Source organism: Gimesia sp., from assembly GCF_048262075.1.
Classification (GTDB): Bacteria; Planctomycetota; Planctomycetia; order Planctomycetales; family Planctomycetaceae; genus Gimesia.
The window spans coordinates 560536-583630 of sequence record NZ_JBLXFK010000002.1 but is presented as its reverse complement, the minus strand read 5'-3'; the positions used below and the strand labels follow the sequence as shown (position 1 = coordinate 583630).

The 23095-nt window shown below is 50.2% G+C and carries 15 protein-coding genes; 6 read left to right on the top strand and 9 right to left on the bottom strand.

All coding sequences use genetic code 11. The features are described from left to right. Positions 1–9: 9 nt before the first annotated feature. The 4 genes from ACN0YH_RS05910 to ACN0YH_RS05895 form a co-directional block, all read right to left on the bottom strand. A complete protein-coding gene (locus ACN0YH_RS05910; RefSeq protein ID WP_417378635.1) occupies positions 10–1320 on the bottom strand; it encodes a hemolysin family protein in 1311 nt (436 codons plus the stop codon). 113 nt (positions 1321–1433) lie between these two features. Continuing rightward, entirely contained in the window at positions 1434–1931 is a 498-nt protein-coding gene (gene ybeY / locus ACN0YH_RS05905) for an rRNA maturation RNase YbeY (protein ID WP_417378634.1), read from the bottom strand. Between the two features lie 18 nt (positions 1932–1949). Next, entirely contained in the window at positions 1950–4277 is a 2328-nt protein-coding gene (locus ACN0YH_RS05900) for an HD family phosphohydrolase (RefSeq protein WP_417378633.1), read from the bottom strand. A gap of 51 nt (positions 4278–4328) precedes the next feature. Continuing rightward, the gene (locus ACN0YH_RS05895; protein ID WP_417378632.1) at positions 4329–5294 is read right to left on the bottom strand and encodes a PhoH family protein; all 966 of its coding nucleotides are present in this window, start codon (positions 5292–5294) and stop codon (positions 4329–4331) included. Positions 5295–5920: 626 nt separating this feature from the next. Between ACN0YH_RS05895 and ACN0YH_RS05890 the strand changes: the two genes are divergently transcribed. Both ACN0YH_RS05890 and ACN0YH_RS05885 read left to right on the top strand, forming a co-directional pair. Continuing rightward, entirely contained in the window at positions 5921–7864 is a 1944-nt protein-coding gene (locus tag ACN0YH_RS05890; protein ID WP_417378631.1) for an ExeA family protein, read from the top strand. A 272-nt stretch (positions 7865–8136) separates the two neighbouring features. After that, the gene (locus ACN0YH_RS05885; RefSeq protein WP_417378630.1) at positions 8137–9498 is read left to right on the top strand and encodes a LysM peptidoglycan-binding domain-containing protein; all 1362 of its coding nucleotides are present in this window, start codon (positions 8137–8139) and stop codon (positions 9496–9498) included. Positions 9499–9618: 120 nt separating this feature from the next. On the opposite strand, the gene ACN0YH_RS05880 is transcribed toward ACN0YH_RS05885, so the two are convergent. The 3 genes from ACN0YH_RS05880 to glgB form a co-directional block, all read right to left on the bottom strand. Beyond that, positions 9619–10446 carry an MBL fold metallo-hydrolase gene (locus tag ACN0YH_RS05880; protein WP_417378629.1) on the bottom strand — a complete coding sequence of 276 codons (828 nt, stop codon included), beginning with the start codon at positions 10444–10446 and terminating at the stop codon, positions 9619–9621. Positions 10447–10571: 125 nt separating this feature from the next. After that, positions 10572–11867: a DUF1444 family protein gene (locus tag ACN0YH_RS05875; protein WP_417378628.1), complete on the bottom strand. Its 1296-nt coding sequence runs from the start codon at positions 11865–11867 to the stop codon at positions 10572–10574. A 570-nt stretch (positions 11868–12437) separates the two neighbouring features. Then, positions 12438–14447, bottom strand: a complete 2010-nt coding sequence (glgB, locus tag ACN0YH_RS05870; protein ID WP_417378627.1) for a 1,4-alpha-glucan branching protein GlgB — start codon at positions 14445–14447, stop codon at positions 12438–12440. A gap of 407 nt (positions 14448–14854) precedes the next feature. Between glgB and ACN0YH_RS05865 the strand changes: the two genes are divergently transcribed. From ACN0YH_RS05865 to hemG, 4 genes are all read left to right on the top strand, one after another. Further along, positions 14855–15823 (top strand): hypothetical protein, encoded by a 969-nt coding sequence (locus tag ACN0YH_RS05865; protein WP_417378626.1) that lies wholly within the window; start codon positions 14855–14857, stop codon positions 15821–15823. Positions 15824–15957: 134 nt separating this feature from the next. Further along, positions 15958–16788 carry a uroporphyrinogen-III synthase gene (locus ACN0YH_RS05860; RefSeq protein WP_417378625.1) on the top strand — a complete coding sequence of 277 codons (831 nt, stop codon included), beginning with the start codon at positions 15958–15960 and terminating at the stop codon, positions 16786–16788. Between the two features lie 125 nt (positions 16789–16913). Further along, positions 16914–17972: a uroporphyrinogen decarboxylase gene (gene hemE, locus ACN0YH_RS05855; RefSeq protein ID WP_417378624.1), complete on the top strand. Its 1059-nt coding sequence runs from the start codon at positions 16914–16916 to the stop codon at positions 17970–17972. Positions 17973–18016: 44 nt separating this feature from the next. Then, complete coding sequence (gene hemG, locus ACN0YH_RS05850; protein WP_417378623.1) at positions 18017–19480, top strand: protoporphyrinogen oxidase; 1464 nt, start codon at positions 18017–18019, stop codon at positions 19478–19480. Here hemG and ACN0YH_RS05845 read toward each other — a convergent pair. Both ACN0YH_RS05845 and ACN0YH_RS05840 read right to left on the bottom strand, forming a co-directional pair. Continuing rightward, entirely contained in the window at positions 19464–21263 is a 1800-nt protein-coding gene (locus tag ACN0YH_RS05845) for an arylsulfatase (protein ID WP_417378622.1), read from the bottom strand. The two genes, hemG and ACN0YH_RS05845, sit on opposite strands and share 17 nt — an antisense overlap. A gap of 129 nt (positions 21264–21392) precedes the next feature. Continuing rightward, entirely contained in the window at positions 21393–22826 is a 1434-nt protein-coding gene (locus ACN0YH_RS05840; RefSeq protein ID WP_417378621.1) for a DUF1598 domain-containing protein, read from the bottom strand. Positions 22827–23095: the final 269 nt, after the last annotated feature.

Sequence of the window (23095 nt, the reverse complement as noted above, 5' to 3'; positions counted from 1 at the left end):
GGGCCTGTGTCAGTTGTCTGTGTCGAGTTCTTCGACCAGCGAAGGGTCCAGTTCAATGCGGAGCTTGTTGACCCTGCGTTCGTCGGATTCGAGTACTTCGATTCTCAACTGCTGCCAGATAAGCGTTTCTCCCGGTTGGGGCACCTTCCCGATCTGCGTAATCACGAACCCGCCGATCGTGTCGAAATCTTTGCCTTCGGGCAGATCGTAATTGTATTGTTCATTCAGATCATCAATGTGAACGCGGGCATCTACTTCGAGAGTATTTTGCCCGGTTTCAAAAATCATCTGCTCTTCTTCTTCATCGAATTCATCGACGATATCGCCGACAATTTCTTCCAAAACGTCTTCCATCGTGACCAGGCCAGCGACGCCCCCGTATTCGTCAATCACAATTGCCATGTGGACATGCTCTTTCTGCATGGTCTCCAGCAGGGAGTCGATGCCCGTCGTTTCGGGAATATAAAAGGGAGAAAACATCAGTTTCTGGATGGTTAACTCATCGGGAGAATCGGAATTCTGATTCTCTTTTGAAAAATGTTTCAGCAGTTCCCGCGCGTACAAAATTCCCACGATGTCATCTGTGGACTCTCCGATGACGGGGATACGGGAATGCCCGACATCTATGAACTTCAGCAAGGCTTCGTCCAGAGTCGCATTTACAGAGATATATTCCATATCCATACGCTGGGTCATGATGGCTCCGACATCTTCGTCCTGGAGTTCCATCACGCGCTGAATCATTTTTCCTGCTTCCGACTCGAGGATCCCTCCGCGGGCGCCTTCTTCCACAACCGAGAGAATCTCTTCGCTGATATTGGCTTCCCGGCCGTTTTTATTTTCTTCCTTGCCAGCCAGTCGATGGGAAAACTCATCAATTTTCCAGCAAAGCCATGTGACCGGGCTCAGAAAAACCGGCAGGAACTTAATTACAGGCCAGAATGCCTGCAGGAAGCGTTCGCCGGCGATCCGAGAGATCGTCCAGGGAATTGCCATCAACAGCAGAATTCCTGTGAGCAGGATCAGCAGAATATGAACTGTAAACTGGATGGTGACTGCCGGGGTACTGAAGTCGCGCGGGACATCGAGGTATTTATGGGTAAAAATGATTGAGATCAGAATTACGCCCGTCAGCCAGAAGAGGTCGGCGGCCAGCTGCACGGTGGGATGGGAGCGTAAAATTTCGCTGAATCGATCAGGGACCTCAGCTTCGTTACATAGCGTTTCCAGGCGACTTCGTGAGAAATCGCGCAGAGAAAATCCCAACAGGGCTGCTGACAGAGTCAGAAGTAACAAAGCAGAAAAAATCAGCGGAATCATAAGTCTTGTAAACGTTCAGATAAAATGTTTCGAAAGAGATTCTGATTCAGTGACAGAATCGCATAATAGTTATACTGGTAAATATTCCAGGTGTCATTCTCAATCATCTGTTTTCACTCTTCGCGCCTGGGGATTGTGATCTGCCAGTGGTCGAAGATCTGTTGCTCACGTTGACGCATGATCCGCAGTTCTTCTTCCGTGAGATCATCATAACCACATAAATGCAGTAATCCATGGATTATATATAGCAGGAGTTCCTGTTCTGCGGGCCACTGGTATTCTGTGGACATCGCCACCGCCATCTCCGCGGATACGATAATTTCACCTTCAATCTGTTTACCAGCTCCGCGGAGTTCCTTTTGGGGCGACTCTACTAGGGTATCACAATCCAGCAGAAAACTGAGGACATCGGTGTCGTAATCATGTTGCAGATATTGTTGGTTCAACTGGCGGATGGTTGGATTATCGACGATGGCCAGACTGATTTCCGCCTGGCTGACCTGTTCGGACTGCAGCAGAAAACTGATTGCAGTATTCAGCTGTTGTTCGTCGATTGTGAGGTGCGTTTGTGAGTTCTGGATCTCGATCTGGAACTGGTCTATTGTATTCATTCCGTTTTCAATTTGTGATTACGCGGAGCGCTCTTCCGGATATTTAATACGTCCGTGGTAAATACCGATCAGGGATTTTACCAGCGATTCTTCGACAATATTGATTTCACTTAAAGTAAGAGAACATTCATTAAACTGTCCGTCGAGCAGTCGCTTCATAACGAGTGAATGTACCAGCGACTTGATGCGTTTTGGTGTTGGATCACTCAGTGTGCGGCTGGCACTTTCGACGGCGTCGGAGAGCATCATCACCCCCACTTCCCTGCTCTGGGGTTTGGGGCCTGGATACCGGAAGGAAGATTCTTCGGCGTCGGTTTTGTGGTCCGGGCTGAGATCCGCCTGCTTTTCTGCTTCGCGGAAGAAGTATTCCACCAGCGTTGTCCCATGATGCTGCTCAATAAAATCGATAATCGGTTGCGGCAGATTATGCTGGCGTGCCAGATCCACTCCATCTTTCACATGACCAATGATGATCAATGTACTCATCGCCGGAGCGAGATTGTCATGCAGACTTTCACTGCCGAGAACCATGTTTTCAATGAAATACTGAGGCTTCAGCATTTTTCCGATGTCATGGTAATAAGCGGCAACGCGTACCAGGAGTCCATTCGCGCCAATTTTGTCTGCAGCAGCCTCTCCGATCGTGGCGACCGAAATGGAATGGTTATAAGTACCGGGTGCACGGCGCACCAGTTCCTGCAGGAGGGGATGGGAGACATTGCTCATTTCCAGCAGGCTGATATCGGTGACTACACCAAACAGGGATTCAATGAAAGGCAGGCTGCCGGCGACCAGATATCCAGCGGCCAGACACCACCCTGCCCCTTGTAAACTTTCCCAGACGACCTGCTGGTCAAAGAATCCGTTTGAGAGTTCCTGGTTATTGATCAGGTTGATACCCCAGTAGACCAGGAAGTAAGTCAGTCCCATACCGAAGCCCAGTTTGATCAGGGTGGAGCGGGAGGAGACGTTCGCCAGAGATGTTACCGCCACGGCAGAAACACTCATCAACACGACGAAATGCCCCAGCGAGCCTCCAGTGGACAGGCAAATCACGAGCGACAGAGATAAAGCAGTGAGAATGGCCATCATCTGGTCGTAGACAATCGCAAACACCATGACCGTCACAACCAGGGGCAGTACTTCTGCACGCCAGGGGTCATAGGAAAGCAGTCGGGCCAGGAAAATGGTCAGAATGATCACGCTTAAATAAATACTTAATTGACTGACTGTTCTGGCAACCGCTTTTTTATTCCGCAGCAGATGGTATCCGTTCAAGACCGCGAGGACGACCAGCATCAAAAAGATGATGGTAACGCGAATGCCCCGTTCATAAGTCGGGACTTTCTTTTCCTTGGCTTCGTATTCTGCACGCAGTAATGCCAGCTGATTGTTATCTATTAACTGCCCTGGTTCCACAAGAATCGTGCCACGCTGAAACGTGTCAAAGATTTCTTCCACCTGGTTCCTGGCTTGATTCCGTTCCTTGAGAGTCCTCTGGGGATCGTAAACAAGAGTGGTGGGGGCCTGAAAATGAATCCAGTGGGAAAGTACTGCTTTCAGAGGGACCAGGCGCTTAAAAGTATTGTTTTCCAACGGTTGGCCGATGACCCCGCTTGCTGACAGTTGATTTGGCAGACGAATGTCAAAGGTCGTAACTTTGTGCTCCTTGCCTGTGACATCGTTGACGATGGTTATTTTATCGTCGGCCCTGATCTGGTGTTGGGTCAGATCATTCTCATTCACAATCCCATAGATTGACAGCGGCGCGATCAGTTTTTTGAAATCGTCAATCAGGTCTTTAATTTTTTGCGTATCCTTGGAATCAGGACTGCTGACCAGTGATTTCAGTTCGGCAAAAGTCTGCTCTGGTTCTTCTGAAAACTGGTCCACAAACTGGTCCAGTCGGCGGGACGGAGTGAGCCCCAGTTCGGCCCGGGTGTCAGCATTCAGCTCATCCAGGGATTTGGCGTTGGCAATCGCGACCAGGTCATCCTGCAGCAGTCCAGGCAGCTTGTCGATCAGTTCCGGATGCTGTTTGAAATAATAGGGAACTTCCGTTTCTTTCTGGGTCCGTTCCCGATCCGTTTCAATGGGATTGGCGACTTTGAACGTGGAGTTAGCCACGATTCCATGCTCGGAAAACATGCCCAGGCGATACGGGAACGGAGCTTTCCAGCTTTCCACTGCCACCATCAGAATCAGGAGCGTCAACAGGCAGACACTCAAACGTGAGAGTGTCCCCCGGTTGCTCAATAATTCGCGCAATCTTGAACTCAATTTAGAAGAATCGCGCAAACTGGCAGCAAGTGCAGTTCGGGATTTCTTTGAGCCAAAAAAAGCCATGAAATTAACCTGAGATGATCTGGATGAAAAACGAGGGAATGCGGATGAGATTTAGTGTACGAGAGTGTCTTCGTTCTGGTAGGCCTTCACGATTTCACCGACCAGTCTGTGTCTCACAATATCTTCGTTTTTTAATTGAGTGACTCCCACACCTTTAATGTTTCGCAGGCGATTGATAGCGTCTGTCATGCCGCAGGAAACGTCAGGTGGTAAGTCAATTTGTGAAATATCTCCGGTCACCACAATTTTTGAGCCCATGCCCATCCGGGTCAGAAACATTTTCATCTGGGTGACCGTCGAGTTTTGTGCTTCATCCATGATGATGAATGTATTATCCAGAGTTCGCCCGCGCATGAACGCCAGGGGGACAACCTCGACGATATCATTTTCCATATAGCGCGTGACCTGTTCGTAGTCGAGCAGACTGCCGAGCGCATCCAGCAGGGGACGTAAAAACGGGTTCACTTTTGCCAGCATGTCTCCCGGGAGAAAACCCAGTTTCTCACCCGCTTCAACGGCAGGACGCACGAGTACAATCTTGCGTACCTGTTCGGTCCGCAGTGCATTGATCGCCATGGCGACAGCCAGAAATGTTTTACCACAGCCGGCAGGTCCTGTACAAAATACAAGATCGTGTTCGGCAATATTCTTGATGTAGTCTGACTGTCCTGGTGTTCTGGGATGTACTTTTTTGGTTTTCTCGAAGAGGTCAATCGAGGAAGGCGTGGCGATGGGGGCCTGCTTGGACTGCTTTCCGGTAGAATTGCCGTTGGAGAGCGCGGTTTGTACCTGCTCACTTTTCAGTTGTTTCGTATTTTCGACGATCGCCTTCAGTTCAGAGAAAATGCGGAGTGACTTCTGGATTTGGGCATCATCCCCGATGATTCGCAGTTCATCTCCTCGATGAACCACGTCTATACCCAGTGCATCCTGAATGAGTCGTATATGACAGTCGTGCGTACCCAGTAATATGGGGATCTGATCAGGATCAGAAAAGGAAAGAGTGGCTTCTGACATCAGAATTTCTACGTGCGCCTCCTGGGACCTAAGGAAAACATTTCAGAGCTTGAAAATAATGACAGGAATATTTGTATTTCGCCACACTGAAATCAATGAAAACTTCAATAAAATCAAGACGGAAATCAACCGATAGAACTGGCCTGCTTCCGCTGAGATATAAAGTCTACTCCAGCAATCCGGTAAGAGAAAGGAGAGAGTTGCTGCTAAACTAATGGAATTTCGTAAATAAAGAAAAATAAAAGAGTTGTGTGATGTATAAAATCTTCTGGATCTCTCCGGTTTTGTCTGGAATCCGTTGGTTTTGTGGATCGCTGTCACCAGATTCTGTTCGTTTTGCCGACAGGTTACCCATTCTATTTAAACGGTAATGTTTTGTTTCAGACAGGCTTGTGGATGTGAAGATCTATGGTTTGGGTAATGCGCCTCAGGGACCCTGATCAGATACTGTCGATTGTATTGGTAATACTCAAGAAGAGCCCCTAACCTGTTCGATGAATTGTTCATACAGAATGCGATCGATCATGATGAGAGATGCGCTGCATGTTCTGTTCTTTCGTTCAGAATCAAAACATCCAGTCTCCCGCGGGAACTGATGCCATAAATACGTGAAAAGGTTATTGGAAATGTACGAAACAAATTTTGGGTTCACGGATCGACCCTTCACCGTTTCACCTTCACCTTCCTGTTTTTTCGAGGCAGCAGAACACCAGGACGTTCTCGATGAATTACTGGTTACGATTTCAAGCCTGAATGGGATCACAATTTTGACGGGGGATGCCGGCACAGGAAAAACGGCAATCTGTCGCCAGTTGATTGTGCGGCTGGAAGATCAGTTTCAGGTTCAGTTTGTTGAACATTGTAATTTTCCCACCGTCAGAGCACTGCTGCAGACCCTGTTGTATAACCTGACCGACTGTTATGAAAAAGTCAGCGAGCAGGAATTGCGACTGGCTTTGACTGCGGAAATTCGTTCCTCATTTTTAAACCACGGACAACCTCTGCTGGTACTCGTCGATGAAGCACATCTCCTGAGTACTTCGTTTCTGGAAGAATTACGGGTCCTGTCTGACATTGCCTTTGATGGCAAACCGGCGTTGCAGTTATTGCTCTGCGGACAGACCTCACTGGAAGAAACGTTGATTCAACCTGGTCTCTCCTCTCTCAATCAGCGGATCGGCTGCCAGGTTTATCTCGACCGGATGACGCGTCAGGAGTCTGAATCCTACATCGCCTATCGAATTCAGCGCGTTTCCACAGACAAACGATCCTGCTTTACAGACGAAGCCATCAAATTTATTACGCATGTCAGTGATGGTCTGCCACGCTGCCTGAACCAGATCTGTGACCATAGCCTGATGTTGGCATATTTACAGGACGCTCCCATTGTTGATGAGCCGATAGCGCGAGAAGCCTTTACGGATCTGCAACAGTTGCCGTTACACTGGAATGATCCTTTGCCCGCTTCTTCTCCGTTGGATGAGTTACGCAAAGGCCAGACCGGTGCGCGATCAGAACAAAAAACGAGCGACTCCTCCCTGGTGGAATATGAGTCAGACTATGAGATCGATACTGTTCTGGAAGATCAACTGAATCAACTGGTGGGAACTTCAGAAGAGGATTCAGAGTCCGTTTCCGAAGACTCCAGCTGGGATTCGGCTGATTTATTCTCTTTCGGTGAGGGGATCGAAGCGATAGAAATCGGCAGCGATTCTAAAATGGAACAGACCGCGGAAGCGGCAAGCGAAAAACAACACCAGCATGAAATCCCGGTTCCGCTGGAAGATCGGCCTGCAGAACCTGAGCAGGTTAAGATCAATGTTTCCACGCGGGAAATCAGGGAGACAGTCACCTCACCGGAGCTGAATTCTGGTTTTACTGAGATTATTGATCGCTATGCCGCCATTGATGCGGGCATCGATCCTGCTACCCTGCCCGCTGAATCCCATGGGAACATCAAGCAGTCACTGCAACTGCGACCGCCCCAGTTTCAGTCTGTGTCAAAACCGCAACAGGTCGCCCAGGAAGAAATCGAATCCACAACGGATTCCACTGCTGCTGCATTAACCGAATTTGCAGAAATATTTGATATGGATGCAGTGGAAATCCCTGATGTGCCCACGATCGATTTTGATAAAACGGAATTGAAACATCTGAGTTCAGATGTCCTGGAAGAACTCTCCCGAGAGATCTCCGGAGGAAATGGTTCGTTTGAAGAACTGCTGGCAGCTCAAGTGTATGAAGTCTGTGCGGAGACCCGAAAAGGATTATTTGACGCCCTGAAAGAAATTCGTAACTATTCTGAAACGACATCCGTTGAAGTTTCTGAAGAGGAACTTGAGGTTTATGATGCCGTTCAGCCGGAGTATGAAGAACCCGTATTCTCCGAGCCTGAGAGCCCGGTTTTCTCCAGTGAACAGTTCGATCTGCCATCAGGGAACTCTGTCCGCATCGATTCACAGATTGATACACGCACCCGGCAGTCTGGTACAACCCATCTGAAAGGGCCGGCGCTGGGGCGCTATAAGAATCTGTTTACCCGGCTGCGACGTAAACAGGAGTTGAGCTGAGTGACGCCGTTTCGGGTTTCCACCTGCTGCAGGATCTGACTCCCGGAATGTGATAACAGTTGCCGGTTCGCCAGGTGATATAACTGCTACAAGCCTATCAACTGGTGAGTCTGTTTCGACCGTTCGCCATATTTTCTGCATGATCGACTCAAGTGTGATCATGTTGACGTGATCTCCCTGCGCTGAGCCGATCTTGAGAAAATCAGGTTTTCTTTTAAAGAATTTCGCCCGATACGCTAATTACACAGCGTAACATTCGAGGCGAGGTTCAAATGCATCAAGATAAAAAAGTTGGTTTAGCACTGGCATTGCTGGTGATCGGTTTTGTAGCAGCATTCTGTCTCAGGCAGGATCGCAATACGACGGTTCAAATCCCGGAATTGAATGATCCACATTACCTCAATGAGCAGATTGCCGATAAGGATCGCACTCCCTACCTGGATACGCAGTTAAATGATAAAACGGAAACACAACTGGGAACTGAGCAGGCATTTACAGGACTGACTGACAAAGTAGCGCCAGGAGAAAGTTCACAGGTTGCCGTTCCCACCATCTCGCATACGACTCCTGTCGGGCAGAACGGCAACGCTTCCAAAGCAGAACGCTGGGGACCGATCCCCGATTTTCTAAAGGAAGTCGATCTGCCTGAAAAGCAGTTTTCCAGCCCGGAACCTGAGGATTCTGTTTTTGAACCGAATCCACCCTACCCCGAAGCAAAGCCTGTTTCTCAAAACAGCACGCCGAAGCCCATTACCGGAATTGAGAACATCAAACCCGAACATAATAACGCGTGGGAAGTGAATCCATCACAGCAGAGACAGGAACCAGCCAGGCCTGCGCAACCAGCGGCTCCCTCAATCCGGATTCATACAGTCAAAGCGGGAGAAACGCTCTCAGAGATTTCGATTCGTTATCTGGGGACCAGTCGCAAGTACCGTGAGATCTTTAATCTGAACCGTGACCAGCTCCGTAGCCCCAATGACATTCGTGAAGGAATGAAATTGAGGATTCCGGTCTACCGGGCTCCGGAAACAACGCCTCAGTCTGCCAATCGACAGACCAATGTGGAATCTCCGGTGATGACCGGAAAACGGACTGTGGGGCAAATGGTGTCCCAGCCGACATTGAAGTCTGATCCTTCCTCGACTGTTCAGTTTGAAGGATTGATTGAGTCACTCTCCAATACTTCATCGCAAAAAGCAATGGGGCAGCTGGATCAGAAACAGGTGATGCAGGAGCTGGAACAATCGATTCAAACCGAGAAACTTCCAGCAGGAATTAAAGGAGTTCCGGAAAACTATCGAAAATTTATTCCTGTACCCCGCTCCCCTTTTATCCATGGTAACGGACCACAAAGCAATGGGGCTCCCTCCGGTACAGGGCATTCCCTGTCGCAGATTCAACCGGAGAATGTGGATCAGATCGTTGATGACCTCTTTGGTGAGCAGGCTAAGCCAACCGGCCAGACTGCAGAGCCGAAAACCTATACGATTCAGCCCGGTGACACTCTGGAATCTATTGCTGTGCGAATCTATGGTAAACGCTCTGCAGCATTCAAAATTTATCAGCAGAATCGTGATCTCCTGAAAAACGCCAACTACATCCGCCCGGGTATGAAACTGAATCTCCCCTGATCTGACTTCCGAGCCATGCTGTTGGGGAACTAGAGCGCATCACATTTACCATAGCGTCTCTCGATCTATTCTACTCGGTTCAAATGGACCTGGAGACGCTACAGTAAAACTGGACACAGTCTAATGGTCGGCAGCCAGTCCGTTGAGCGGTAAAGACAGGCCATCATATGCCAGCTCGACATGCTCGGGTAAATTGGTGTTTGTCTCTTCGTGTTCCAGCGAGTGCGAGATGTGGGTGAAATAAGTCCGTTTGGGGCGAACCCGTTCGACCACTTCCAGGCTCTGTTCCAGGCAAAAATGCGTGGGGTGTGGCTTGATCCGCAGGGCATCAAGAATCAGGTAATCCAGGCCTTCCAGGTATTGCCAGCTCTCTTCGGGAATTTCGCTGACATCCGTGCAAAAGGCAATATCGTTGATCCGGTATCCAAGGATCGGCAGAGTTCCATGCATCAGTCGAATCGGTTGGATTCTGAGTCCCAGCAGATCGAACGGTTCCAGTGAGATCGTTTTGAAATCAAGATGGGGGCGCGACATGTGGTGACGATTATGTGTCGGTTCCTCGAAGGCGTAATTGAAAGACCCCCGGATCTGCTCTTCCACGGCTTCTTCACAGTATAATTCGATGGATTTTTCCAGCCGGTATCCGCTGATCCGCACATCATCCAGGCCGAAAATATGATCGGCGTGGCTGTGGGTATAGAGAACGGCGTGCACCCAGGGAATGTGTTCGCGCAGTAACTGCAGCCTGAGTTCCGGTGGCGTGTCGATCAGAAAGCCCCCCTCCGGGGCACCGATATAAACGGATGTACGGCCGCGCCGATTTTGAGGATGGGGGGACTGGCAGACTTCACAATCGCAACCCACAATCGGGATTCCCACACTGGTCCCCGTACCCAGAGTGATGAACTCACCCTGTCTCTGAGAAAATAAATTTGATTCCTGTTGCATATTACTTTAATCGCTCTTGCGCGGGTTTCACTGTGATCAGGTCAAGCTGGGGCCAGTTTAATTTATTGGTGTCTGTAATGGTACCGTTGCATAGCATGCGAAGATGTATTGCGGCGTAATCGGGTTCAGCTCACACCACAATATTCACTGACACCATCCGCGGTGACAACCAGTAAATGATCGGTGAGCGGATGATCCATATTCAGGTAGTCATTGGCGATGTTATGCTGGATTTTTTCGATGACCTGCGATTCACTCAGGCTGAGCGCCAGTAAAAAATCACGGTTGGGAAGACCCGCCAGAAATTCACTTCCCAGAAACTTCCGGGCCTGCTGATAAAATGACGGACTGAGGACCTGGCTCGCATTATACGCGTCTGCCTTGCTGTGAATAATCATATTGGGACCATCTTCCCGCGACATGCAGATTAACTCGATGTCGTTCTGTATAAAATAGTGGTCCAGATTGGCCAGTGCAATTTCGTGTAAAATCTCCTGGCTGATTTTCCACTTTCTGAGCAGCTTCTCATGGATATACCAGTAAGCCCGTGATTCATCAACCACGTAAAGAATGGCCAGGTTCGCGATCCAGTTCTCGCCGACAAAGTTCGGGAAATGAGTTTTCCATGATTCCTGTGAGATCAGGATCGGCATGATGCGGTCCTGGATTTCGAGCAGTTCCGGTTCGGTCTGGTCATCACCCCATTCATTAATTTGCAGCACGGTCGCCAGAGCCGAAACGATTTCCTGTTCGTAGTCTTCCGGGGAGCTCAGATAGGACCGGTAGAAATTATTCAGATTCAGTTCCGATTCACCAAATTTGATGCGAAAACCGGGAATGATCTGCGAAGAAATCAAAGGGAATTTATTTCGGGCCAACTGCAGCACTTCATCAGCAAACAGTTCAGGCGGATGCGCCGGATTCAAATTCAGTTCAACCGAATGCAGGATCCTCAGCACGGTATCCAGCAGTTCTTCACGATCCTGGGGTTCGTAGAAAAACGTGACCACCATTTGAATGGAGCGTTCTCGGATCAACCAGAGATTCCAGTGATGCCAGTTTTTTTGAAACAGAGTGGATTGCGCCAGCAACGATTTCCACCAGGATACATTTTTTTTAATGATGGCTTCACCGGAATAGGCCACCGATTCATGCTCTATCACCAGCGGCGATCGTTTTAGAATATTCCGATGTCTGACAAAGAGCTGATCGAAATTAACATCGAGCCCCGTCCCTGACTGCGTATGAGGCAGCACCGATTTCCAGTGGCAACTGATGGTTAACGTGGCGTTCCCACCCGGAGGACTGAGCTGAAGGACCCCGTCCTGGTCATCCTTGATCCAGTCAGAAGGAAATGCGAGAGAATACCAGTTGGCGGGACCGGTGTATTGCGCCCATTGATCGAGATGAAAGTCCGACAAAAAAATCACCATCAGCACAAGAAGTGTTTCTGATTCCAGAATAACCGGCAACAAAGAATATGAAGCCTGTGGTTATTTCAACGGTGTCTCACTGTGTCTTTAATAGTAGACGATTTTCGAAATGATGACTATCGGAAAATGGGGCTGATTCTTTGTGCCATGCTGCTGTTAATCTAAGCAGCAAAATGCCCTCCATAAGGGCATTTTTGAAGCAAATGAAACGACGTCAATCTACTCAGATTTTTATTTAATATTGTAAGTGCTTCTGTGTAAGTGGCTTACGATAATGTGTCTGAGGTGAGCTGTTAGCTGGTACGACGTTTGCTTAAGAGATAATTACAGACAGGGAAAAGAGCAACTTCTACTGTCTGACTTGAACTTCACCAAAGGATACGCTGCTGGGGAGTATAGCCGAACTTTCCCTTGTCGGGACTGTTTGGGCGAGCGCCTATACACTCAGCGGCGTCCTTTTTTCAGTCGTGTCAAGAAACGACTGAAACACCTATTATATAGAGGTTCATCTTCATTTACCAGCCTTTTCTGGTGAGAAATTTCCCTCCTGTGTTCCTGTTATTCCGCTATCTTTTTAGCTGGTTTTTGTGCAGCCGACACAGGTTTCATAATCAGTAGACCCAATGGTGGCAGATTCAGTGTAATGCTGTGATTCATGCCATGGCTGCTGATCTTCTCACTATAAACTCCACCGGCATTCCCCATATTCGAACCACCATAAATCTTGGCATCACTGTTAATGATTTCGTGGTAAAAGCCTGGTTTCGGAACACCAATCCGGTATCCATCGCGGGGAACTGGCGTGAAATTGGCAACCACTATCACATGCTCTTCTGTGTCGGTCGCAGTGCGCTGAAAGGCAAAGACACTGTTTTTAGAATCATCACATTGAATCCAGGCAAAGCCTTCTTGCGTAAAATCGGTTTCGTACAGCGATTTTTCAGTACGGTATAAGTGGTTCAAGTCTCCGATCAGGCGACGGATGCCATCATGTTTTTCATGACCAATCAGTTTCCAGTCCAGTTCCTGATCGTGATTCCATTCTTCCCACTGTGCCAGTTCTCCTCCCATAAACAGCAGTTTTTTGCCCGGCATCGTATATTGATAACCATATAACAACCGCAGATTGGCAAACTGCTGCCACAGGTCTCCGGGCATTTGTGATATTAACGCACGTTTGCCGTGCACCACTTCATCATGCGAGAGTGGCAGCACAAAGTTTTCCGTGAATGCATAAATCATGCGGAAGGAGAGTTCGCCTTGATGGTGTGAGCGGTAGATCGGATCGAAATGCATATACCGGAGCGTATCATTCATCCAGCCCATATCCCATTTCATATTGAAACCCAGCCCGCCATTATAGACCGGGTGAGATACACCGCCCCAGGATGTGGACTCCTCGGCGATCGTCAGGATGCCCGGATATTCCCCGTGCAGACTGACATTCGCATCTTTCAGGAACTGAATGGCTTCCAGGTTTTCGCGTCCGCCTTGCGGGTTGGGTACCCATTCCCCTTCTTTGCGCGAATAATCCAGGTAGAGCATTGAAGCCACCGCATCCACACGGAGACCATCAAAATGATACTTATCAATCCAGAAATGTGCGCTTGAGAGCAGGAAGTCCCTGATTTCATTCCGTCCGTAGTTAAAGATGTAGGTTCCCCAGTCCGGGTGAAACCCTTTTCGTGGATCGGCATGTTCGTACAGGCAGGTGCCGTCAAATCGACCCAGGGAGTGTCCGTCCGTGGGAAAATGGCCGGGAACCCAGTCAAATAAGACACCAATGCCTGCCTGGTGGCAGTAATCGACGAAATACATCAAATCATGGGGACTGCCGAAACGGCTGGTCGGGGAAAAATAGCCGGTCGTCTGATAACCCCAGGAGCCATCAAAAGGGTGTTCCGTGATGGGCATTAATTGAATGTGCGTATATCCCATTTCCTGGACATACTCGACCAGTTGCTTGGCCAGTTCCCGGTAAGTAAAAAACTGGCGGCCATCTTTGGGGCGTTTCCACGAACCCAGGTGAACTTCATAAATCGTAATCGGCTGATCATGCCAGTTGGTTTCGGCCCGTTTCTGGATCCATTGGTCATCCTGCCAGGGATAATTCTCCAGATCGTAGACAATCGAGGCGGTTTTGGGGCGCAGTTCGGAGTAGAACGCATACGGATCACACTTTTCGAAAAACTCTCCGTTCTGGCCTCGCAGGCTGAATTTATAAGCGTCTCCGCTTGAAATGCCTGGCATAAAACCGGACCAGACCCCTGCATCGCTGGAGTTCAGATAGAATTCACCATGCTTCCAGTGGTTCTGATCGCAAACAATACAGACTTCCTGTGCATTGGGTGCCCAGACAGCGAAACGTGTTCCAGTGATTCCGTTAACTTCGTCCGGGTGTGCCCCCATAGATTGATACATGGTACAGTGCATTCCTGTCTTTAGTGCATGAAGTTCAGCAGATGTAAATAAAGGCCGTCTGGTCTGAGCAAGTGCCTGTTGGCTCTGAGACCGCCTTGGCGTCGAGGAGCGGTTGGAACTCGAATCAAAATGAGAAGGTTGACTCATTAGAGTGGAAATTTCATCAGCAGAGTTGTGAAAGACGCGAGCCTCGAAACCATCATAATCAGTAGACCTATTATAACAAGATTTCGACCATATTGTTACTCTGCCTTAATGTGCTTTTGGCGTTAAATGGCGTTCAACTCTCCTCTTTTGCGACAAGATGTCCGACAGGGATGCGTCAGTCTGTCAATAACTTACCGATTATGATGTCTGGGTAATTTACGGCGATCAAGTCGAATAATGCACACGTGGGATCGTCAACCTGCGACTATTTCCAGATTCCCGCAGGCTTTGCTCAAGTGATACGACCTGCAGCAATCTATAATTAAACATGACTCGATTAATCGTGAATTGTTTTCAAGAACCGGCACTGGTGAATTTCACCAGACCTGTCTGATTGTGGGTATGGCTTGTCTCTGCATCGAAATGCATTACTGATCGCAGGACCATTTGTCCTGATGACAGGCTTTTATTTTCTGATCTTCTCTGGAGCTCAGGAAGGAAGAGCCTCTGCGAATGCGGTACGCCTCAGCCCTCCCGAGCCCTTCAAAGCACCCCCTGAAATCAAATCGCGCGAGCAGAAACCGAAGCTGCAGACCGCCTGCGAAACCAAGGCGGCCTGGCTGAGAACCCGTATTTCCCTTCCCGTCAATGTACTGATTCAAACACCTTATATCATCGTCGGCGATTATGAAGTCTCAACCCTGGAAGCCCTCTATCAGAAAGCGATCTCTCCGACTGAGTACGCGTTGAATGTTTCCTATTTCGATACACCCCCTGATCGTCCAATTACAATTGTCGCACTCTCTTCAGAGGAACGTTATCAACAGGTCGCGTTGGACCTCGACCAGAGAAAAACCGGCTCCTATTACGGTTATTTTCAGTCGAACGACATGCGGATTGTCCTGAATCTCTCCACCGGCAGTGGAACTCTCGGTCATGAACTGACCCACGCGCTGGCGGAAATCGACTTTCCTGCCATGCCGGAATGGTTTGACGAAGGCCTGGCGTCGCTGCATGAGCAATGCGAATTCTCAGACGAACAGACACAATTGCTGGGGATTTCGAACTGGCGCGGACAGTTGCTGCTATCGGCCCTGGATCGCAACCAGTTGCCCCCCCTGTCGAAACTGGTAGAGCAGGTCAGAATCGATACCAGACGCGAAGCGTTAACCTATTCTTACGCCCGCTACTTCTGTATCTACCTGCAGCAGAAACGACTGCTTTCTCCCTTTTATCGCAAATTGAGAACCAGTCAGGAATTTGATTCCACCGGCGCGCAGACCTTAATGCAACTGCTGAATATCAATGATCTGACAGACATTGATGAAGACTTTCGTCTCTGGCTGAACGGGTTCCGTTCCACGAGCACACCCTGATAGCAGGGCTTGTTGCTCAGAAAACCGGGTTCTGGCGAAGAAACCGACATGCGGCTATTTTCTGTGCTTCACACGGCGTCTATAATTGAGTCGTTGTCTCTGAAGATCCTCTAATTCCCAATGAAGCATCCGCCATGAATTCCTCTGCCTTAAATGTCTGCAGTTTCGAAAGTCGCAAAAGCGACGCCATGACCTCCCTGATCGAACGCAATCAGGGCAATCCCACGCTCGTCCATTCCATGGATGAAATTCCGCTGGAAGACAACGCGCAGGTGAAGTCGTTCTGCGAGAAACTGTTTCGAGGCGAAATTGATGTAATTGTCTTCATGACCGGCGTGGGAGCGACTGCCTTACTCAACGCGGCAGAGCTTTATTTCCCACGCGATCAGGTTCTGGATGCCTTCCGTAGGATTATTGTTGTGGTGCGTGGTCCAAAGCCAACGGTCGTCCTGCGTAACTGGGAAGTCCCCATTCATTATTCTGCTCCGGAGCCTAACACCTGGCATGAGATTATTTCTGTCCTGGATGAAAAAAAGTTTTCTGTGACGGGCAAACATGTTGCTGTTCAGGAGTATGGGAAGCCGGTCGAAGGATTCTACGAAGCCTTGCGTAACCGTGGAGCTCAGGTCCTGCCGATTGCGGTCTACCGCTGGGCATTACCCGATGATACCAGCGGGCTCCGTAATGCCATACATGCGACGATTCGCGGAGAATATAACGTATTGATGTTTACCAGCGCGCAGCAAATCACACACGTTCTGCAGATCGCCGAAGAAGAACAGGTCAAAGAAGACTGGCTGCTGGCCGCATCCAAAACGATGATTGCCTCCGTCGGTCCTGCCTGTACGGAAGCGCTGCAGGAAGCCGGTCTGCCCGTCGATTTTGAATCGAGTCCTCCGAAAATGGGGCCGCTGGTGAAAGATGCCCTGCAGGCGGCTCCCGAAATTCTCTCCCAAAAAGGCTGAACGATACGTCTGGCTTTCCTCTGTTTCCGGGAAACTCCGCAGCGCTGAATTTCAGTTCGCGGGAATTCCTGTTAGAATCACTTCACATCGCTGAATACCAAATAATTGTAACCGAAAGAAGAAACATGGATGCCCCCCTGGCTGAGACCGCCCGCTATCAGAACAGTCGTTTTATGAAAGCGGTCCGCCGCGAACCCGTCGATACGACACCCATCTGGATTATGCGTCAGGCGGGGCGCTATCTGCCTGAGTACATGGAAGTCCGCAATAAAGTGACTTTTATCGAACTCTGTAAGACTCCCGAACTGGCTGCCGAAGTCACGCTTACCGCACAACGTGTGCTCGGCGTCGATGCAGCTATCCTCTTCGCCGACCTGCTCCCGATTCTGGAACCGATGGGACTCGATCTGGAATACCTCAAAGGAGAAGGCCCGGTCATTCACAATCCGATTCAGGATTCATCCCAGGTCGACCGTCTGACTGATATCGCAGACATGGACTGCCTCGACTTCGTCTTCCAGGCGGTCAAACTGATTCGCGGCGAACTGCCTGCTGACATTCCCCTGCTCGGCTTTGCTGGTTGTCCTTTTACTCTTGCCAGTTATGCGATTGAAGGGGGCAGTTCCAAAAACTACCGCCGCACCAAACAGATGATGTATAACGACCCGTCTGCCTGGGACGCATTGATGAGCCGTTTCGTTGATAACCTGATCGTCTATCTGCAGCGTCAGATTGCCGCCGGATGCCAGGCGGTACAGATTTTTGACAGTTGGGCGGGCTGTCTTTCTCCCGAAGATTATCAGCAGTACGTACAACCCTACACCGCGAAACTCGTCGCAGGAGTTGAGGACCATGCACCTGTTATCAACTTCCTGACCGGAAACCCTGCTTTGCTCGGTTTGCAGCGCCAGGCCGGCGGTCAGGTCTTCGGCGTGGACTGGCGAATCAATCTGGCGGATGCTTGGGAAATCTTTGGGCCTGATGTCGCGATCCAGGGAAATATGGACCCGATTGCCCTCTACGCCGACTTACCGGTTCTCAAGCAGAAAGCAAAAGCAGTTCTGGATGCTGCCGGGGGCCGCAATGGCCATATCTTCAATCTGGGACATGGGGTCATGCCTGATATGAATCCCGATCATGTTAAGGCCCTCGTGGAAATGGTACACGAACTGGGAACCCGCTAACTTACCCGCCTGCGATCTCCCCTCTATCTTAGATCGAACCCGTTATGAATCAGTCTTCAGCACCCGCAAAACGAATCGCAGTGGTTGGCGGTGGAATTACCGGCCTGTCCGCCGCATTTCGTCTGCAGGAACTGGCGCAGGAAAATAACCGTCCTGTTGAAATCACGCTGTTCGAATCACAGCCCGAAGCGGGAGGCTGGATTGGGACTATCAATCAGGATGGATACCTGATCGATACCGGCGCGGATATGTTTATCACGAATAAACCCGCGGCGATCGAACTCTGCCAGCGACTGGGGCTCGAAGATCAATTGATTTCCACCAATCAGCAGTATCGCGGAGCCCTGATCCTTAAAGACGGGATTCCGGTCCCCGTTCCGCTCGGTTTTGAACTGATGACCCCTTCCCGGATTCTTCCCATGCTGAGGACCCCCCTGCTCAGCCCGTTCGGAAAGCTGCGGATGGGGCTCGAATACTTTCTGCCCCGCCGTATCAGTGAAACAGGTTTAGACAATGATGACGAAAGTCTTGCGCAGTTTGTGACCCGCCGTTTTGGTAAGGAAGCATTAATGCGACTGATCCAGCCTCTGGTCGCCGGTATCTACACTTCCGATCCGGAAAAACTAAGTTTGCGGGCGACGTTACCTCGTTTTCTGGATATGGAACGCGATCATCGCAGTCTGATCAAGGCGATTCGCAAACAGAAGAAACAGACTAAATCCGCCGACGCCACGGGCGCACGATACGGCCTGTTCGCAGCGTTCAAAGAGGGGATGCAGACGTTGATCCGCACACTGGCCGAGCGGGTCTCTTCAGCAGGTACGATTCTCTACGATCATCGTGTGAAACAGGTCGTAGCCGCTGATGCAGGCTATGAGCTCACCTTTGAATCTGCAGGTGTCACGCAGACTCAGCATTTCGACGCCGTTCTCCTTACGACGGCGGCACCGCGGGCGGGCCAGATGCTTGCCTCTTATGCTCCCGTGCTCTCCGGTCTGCTCAAGCAGATTGAATATGCGTCGACGGCAATTCAAGTCAGCGTGCATCGTCTGGAAAATATTAAGCATCCGCTGAAAGCCTTTGGTTTGGTGATCCCCTCTGTTGAGCAGCGGAAGATTTTCGCGGTTGCCTTTTCCAGTCGCAAGTTTCCCGGACGCGCACCGGAAGGCTGTGTACAACTGCGAACCTTTGCAGGCGGAGCGATGCAGCCCGAACTGCTGGAGCACTCGGATGAAGAATTGAACGCGATTGTCGATCGCGAGTTAGCCGACATCCTCGGTGTTACCGGCGAACCCATTTATTCAAAACTGCTCCGCCACAATCAGTCGATGCCACAATATCATCTGGGCCATCTGCAACTGGTGGAGCGGATCGAACAGGCTGCCGTTGGCTTACCGGGACTGGAACTGGCGGGCAACGCATATCGCGGCGTCGGTATTCCCGACTGCATTCACAGCGCCGAACAGGCTGCCGCGAGACTAATGGCTGAGCTTACTTCACACGTTTAAGCTCAAATCCCTTCACGTCAAGCAGCTCGGAACCTGTTTTTTTGATTCCTGTCAGCGTGAGATCGCAGTGACCTTTTTTCAAAGTTACCGTGCCCAGTTTGAGCTTCGCCCAGTCTTTACTCATGTAATTATCCGACGGTTCGACGCGATCCTGATTTCCAATTTTCGGTGGATCATGTGGCTTGGAAATCGTTGAGTTCAATGTCTGGCCATTCACTTGTGCCTGAACTTCACAGCCGACATCGTCAGCGCGGCACGTATATTTCAGTGTGACTTCATAAGTACCGGGTTGCAGGACATCCAGATGCCAGACAGCGGATGCATTCGCATCGGTCCAGTCTTCTATCCAACTGTTGGCATAGCCGTTGTGTCCTTTGCCACTGTAGTTGATTCCCTGGCCTGCTTCAGGAAACAGGAAAGATTCATTCGCGGGCAGCGATGTGATTTTTTCTTTGGGGTGGCCTACAGGAATTGGGATCGGCTCGAAACCTGCCTGCGAGACATCTTTGAACCAGTCCTTATAAGCGACCTTCAATTCCTTCATCACGGCAGGATGCGCTTGGGCCACATTCTGTTTTTGAGACGGGTCGGCCTGCATATCATACAGACTCCATTTGCCACGCTCATAAGCGGCCCGCCAGCGATCGGTACGCACGGAACCATGGGGCAGTTCAGCGCCGGGAATCGAATTGCGAAACAGTCGATCCGAGAACAGCATTCGCTGTGGCCAGCCAGCATCCGCGTTCCTGCTCAGCAGTGGCACCAGACTTTTACCATCCAGCGGTTGATCGGAGGTGTTTTCTACGCTGCAGAATTCGAGGAGAGTCGGCAGAATATCAATGTGTGCAGCGATGGGTTTCACAACGGTTCCCGCTTTGATTTTACCCGGATAGCGGACAAACAGGGGGACCCGAATTCCACCTTCGTGAATCGATCCTTTGCGACCTCGCATCTTGCCGTTATAGCGGTCACTGTTCGGGCCGTTGTCGGTCAGAAACAGCACGATGGTGTTGTTGCTCAGTTTCAGATTATCGAGTGTCTGCATTAAACGTCCCAGATTGTCGTCCACACATTCGACCATTGCATACGCACAGCGGGCTTTATCATCCAGTCCTTTGCCCGCATATTTGTCCCAGTATTTTTTCGGGACAATCCAGGGAGAATGCGGTGCGTTATAAGGGACATAGCAGAAGAAAGGCTGGTCCTTATTTTGTTTGATGAAATCGATTGCATGGTCCGTCAGCACATCGGTGATGTAACCTTTCGTCTCCACCGGCTGTTTGTTGTGTTCCAGATTCGTGTCGAAATAGCGATTCCAGTGGCCTCCACAGAATCCGAAGAATTCGTCAAATCCCTGTCCGTTAGGATGCATGGGATAATGTCGGCCGTTATGCCATTTGCCGAAGGCCCCGGTTTTGTAGCCATCGGCCTGGAACATTTCGGCAATCGTGGTCTCTTTGGCTCGCATGTTTTCAAAACCACGCGTCACGCCATGTACGCCGGTTCGCAAACTGTAGCGACCTGTCAGCAATGATGATCGCGTCGGTGCACAGACGGGCGAAACATAGAACCGTTCAAAGCGTGCGCCTTGCGACGCCAGCAGATCCTGCTGTGGAGTTTCAATCAGCGGATTGTCATGCGAACGGACATCTCCCCAGCCCTGATCGTCGGTCATGATCAACAGCACGTTGGGTCGTTCCGCCGCGTTTAGAAGCGAACTGCTGCTTAAGCTGAGTGTGACTACAGATAACAGGACGAAATTAAAAAAGAGCGCACGTCTCATGATAAAATTCTATATCCTCAATGATCAGATTAGAGCGTCGTGTAGCACTGTCGGCTCGTCCGACTGTAAAAAAAGAGCCAGGATTTGAATCCTGAATTCATTCCAGTAGACCGGATCGGCAATGCACAGTCAATCCCACCACCAGCGTGCGGGTTGCTGCAGGTCCCGTTTACTGACGGCAGACTGTTTGTCTTCCAGCGATGTATCACGGCTCACCGGGAACTCTGCCTGATTCAAAACCGCCCGGGCATTGATGGTGACTCCCCCGCCAACCAGGCAAATCATCAACCGTCCTGCCTTTTTGTAATTCATCGCGGTGGGGACCTGTTTTGGAATATTCCCCTCGGGTACCAGGTAGTCAGATGCGGTTGAAAAGAGAGAATGCCGCCAGTCAATCTGCTCGTCCAGTCGTTCACGATTGATCAATGCTGCCAGGACGGTCAGATCAGTAATCGACTGTAATTCGGCGAACGTGGGATGCCGGTCGGCCAGTTTTGCGAAGTGTTTCGTAAACTGCTGGGCATATTTAGTCGTCGAAACCCTGGTCTGGGCGGCATCGGTGCGTTGACCGGCGGAATTGACGAATTCTTCTTGCGACATCATCTGCAGGCGCTGTCCGGAGAACTGAAACGCGTCACGGTCGGCCGTTGTTGTGAAGGCATCATACAGAGGCGTAAACCACCAGCGCTGCGTGCTGTTGCCACCGCCGCGGAGTGTGGCCAGATGGCTTTTGATTTCGCGAATTCCCGAGGGTTCGAGTCCGATGGAAATCCGTTTGAGCATGTAGTCGGCTTCGACGAGGATGCGGGCATAATGCGAACCCGCGGGCACCCCGGTCACAGAGACATCCTGCATACCCAGGATCTGCGCCATGGTTTTGAAGCGAACCGTGGCAGTCGCTGCAGAGGAAGCGTTATTGGTACGCCGGATATATTCATTCATCTTCGCCAGGTTGTCGGGCTTTGCATCGAACGAACAGCCGGTGATCAGCCCGCGGTCCTGTGACTGAAATGCGACCACCAGGTCATCCAGTCGAATGGGGGGGCGCCCTGTTTCGACGCCGACTACCCGGTTCTGCGCATTGGCGGCGAAGCCTTCCGCAGGGCCCCCGATGATCAGATCGTTGTGCTCTCGATCGACAAACAGATAATCAATCCGCGTTAAACCGGCCAGATACAATACTTCGGGAGGCAGCGGTTCATTTTTCGTTTGATATTCCTGGCAGACCTTTTCCAGTTCGACCAGCGAGATCTTACGAAACTCCGATTTGCGATTCACGTCGGCGGGCAGTGCTTCAGTGGCGAGTGCCTGCAGACGCCGTTGATTTAACTGGCTGCTGTTCTGTGTGACCCGAAACGGCGCCGCGATCACACCATCCGCATCAATGGTAATGCCGCCCGCGTTCTGGTTGTTGTTGCCATTCTGATTATTACCACCGTTATTGTTGCCGCCATTATTATTCCCTTGCGCAAAACCAGCCGAGCAGAGTGACAGCAGCAGACTGAGGCTCAATATTGCACGAACGACGTTTGTTTGAACAGGAATGAGAGAGAGGCCTTTCATCAATCAACGCTTTCCGCCTCGAGAGGCTATCAGAATAATGCGGCCCGCAGTTAAAGATGACACCTGTCATTCTATCAGGCTGTGAAGGCCCGAGGCAGAGTTTTCTTGTATTCCGATTCAGATTATACCATATTATTAATGTGACCTGTTTACCTTGCCCCTGGAAAGTCATCTGAACAAGGTGAGGCTGTTGATGTACTGAGATTATGACACAAACTCTTATTTGTGATTACAGTTGATTACTGTCTTCCCATATCAACTTAGAAAAC

Bases quoted from the DNA above. Each gene is read 5' to 3' on its own strand.
- ACN0YH_RS05885 (WP_417378630.1), top strand. From the start codon at position 8,137: ATGCATCAAGATAAAAAAGTTGGTTTAGCACTGGCATTGCTGGTGATC.
- ybeY (WP_417378634.1), bottom strand. From the start codon at position 1,931: ATGAATACAATAGACCAGTTCCAGATCGAGATCCAGAACTCACAAACG.
- glgB (WP_417378627.1), bottom strand. From the start codon at position 14,447: ATGAGTCAACCTTCTCATTTTGATTCGAGTTCCAACCGCTCCTCGACG.
- hemE (WP_417378624.1), top strand. From the start codon at position 16,914: ATGGATGCCCCCCTGGCTGAGACCGCCCGCTATCAGAACAGTCGTTTT.
- ACN0YH_RS05890 (WP_417378631.1), top strand. From the start codon at position 5,921: ATGTACGAAACAAATTTTGGGTTCACGGATCGACCCTTCACCGTTTCA.
- ACN0YH_RS05845 (WP_417378622.1), bottom strand. From the start codon at position 21,263: ATGAGACGTGCGCTCTTTTTTAATTTCGTCCTGTTATCTGTAGTCACA.
- ACN0YH_RS05895 (WP_417378632.1), bottom strand. From the start codon at position 5,294: ATGTCAGAAGCCACTCTTTCCTTTTCTGATCCTGATCAGATCCCCATA.
- ACN0YH_RS05840 (WP_417378621.1), bottom strand. From the start codon at position 22,826: ATGAAAGGCCTCTCTCTCATTCCTGTTCAAACAAACGTCGTTCGTGCA.
- ACN0YH_RS05910 (WP_417378635.1), bottom strand. From the start codon at position 1,320: ATGATTCCGCTGATTTTTTCTGCTTTGTTACTTCTGACTCTGTCAGCA.
- ACN0YH_RS05860 (WP_417378625.1), top strand. From the start codon at position 15,958: ATGAATTCCTCTGCCTTAAATGTCTGCAGTTTCGAAAGTCGCAAAAGC.
- ACN0YH_RS05900 (WP_417378633.1), bottom strand. From the start codon at position 4,277: ATGGCTTTTTTTGGCTCAAAGAAATCCCGAACTGCACTTGCTGCCAGT.
- ACN0YH_RS05880 (WP_417378629.1), bottom strand. From the start codon at position 10,446: ATGCAACAGGAATCAAATTTATTTTCTCAGAGACAGGGTGAGTTCATC.
- hemG (WP_417378623.1), top strand. From the start codon at position 18,017: ATGAATCAGTCTTCAGCACCCGCAAAACGAATCGCAGTGGTTGGCGGT.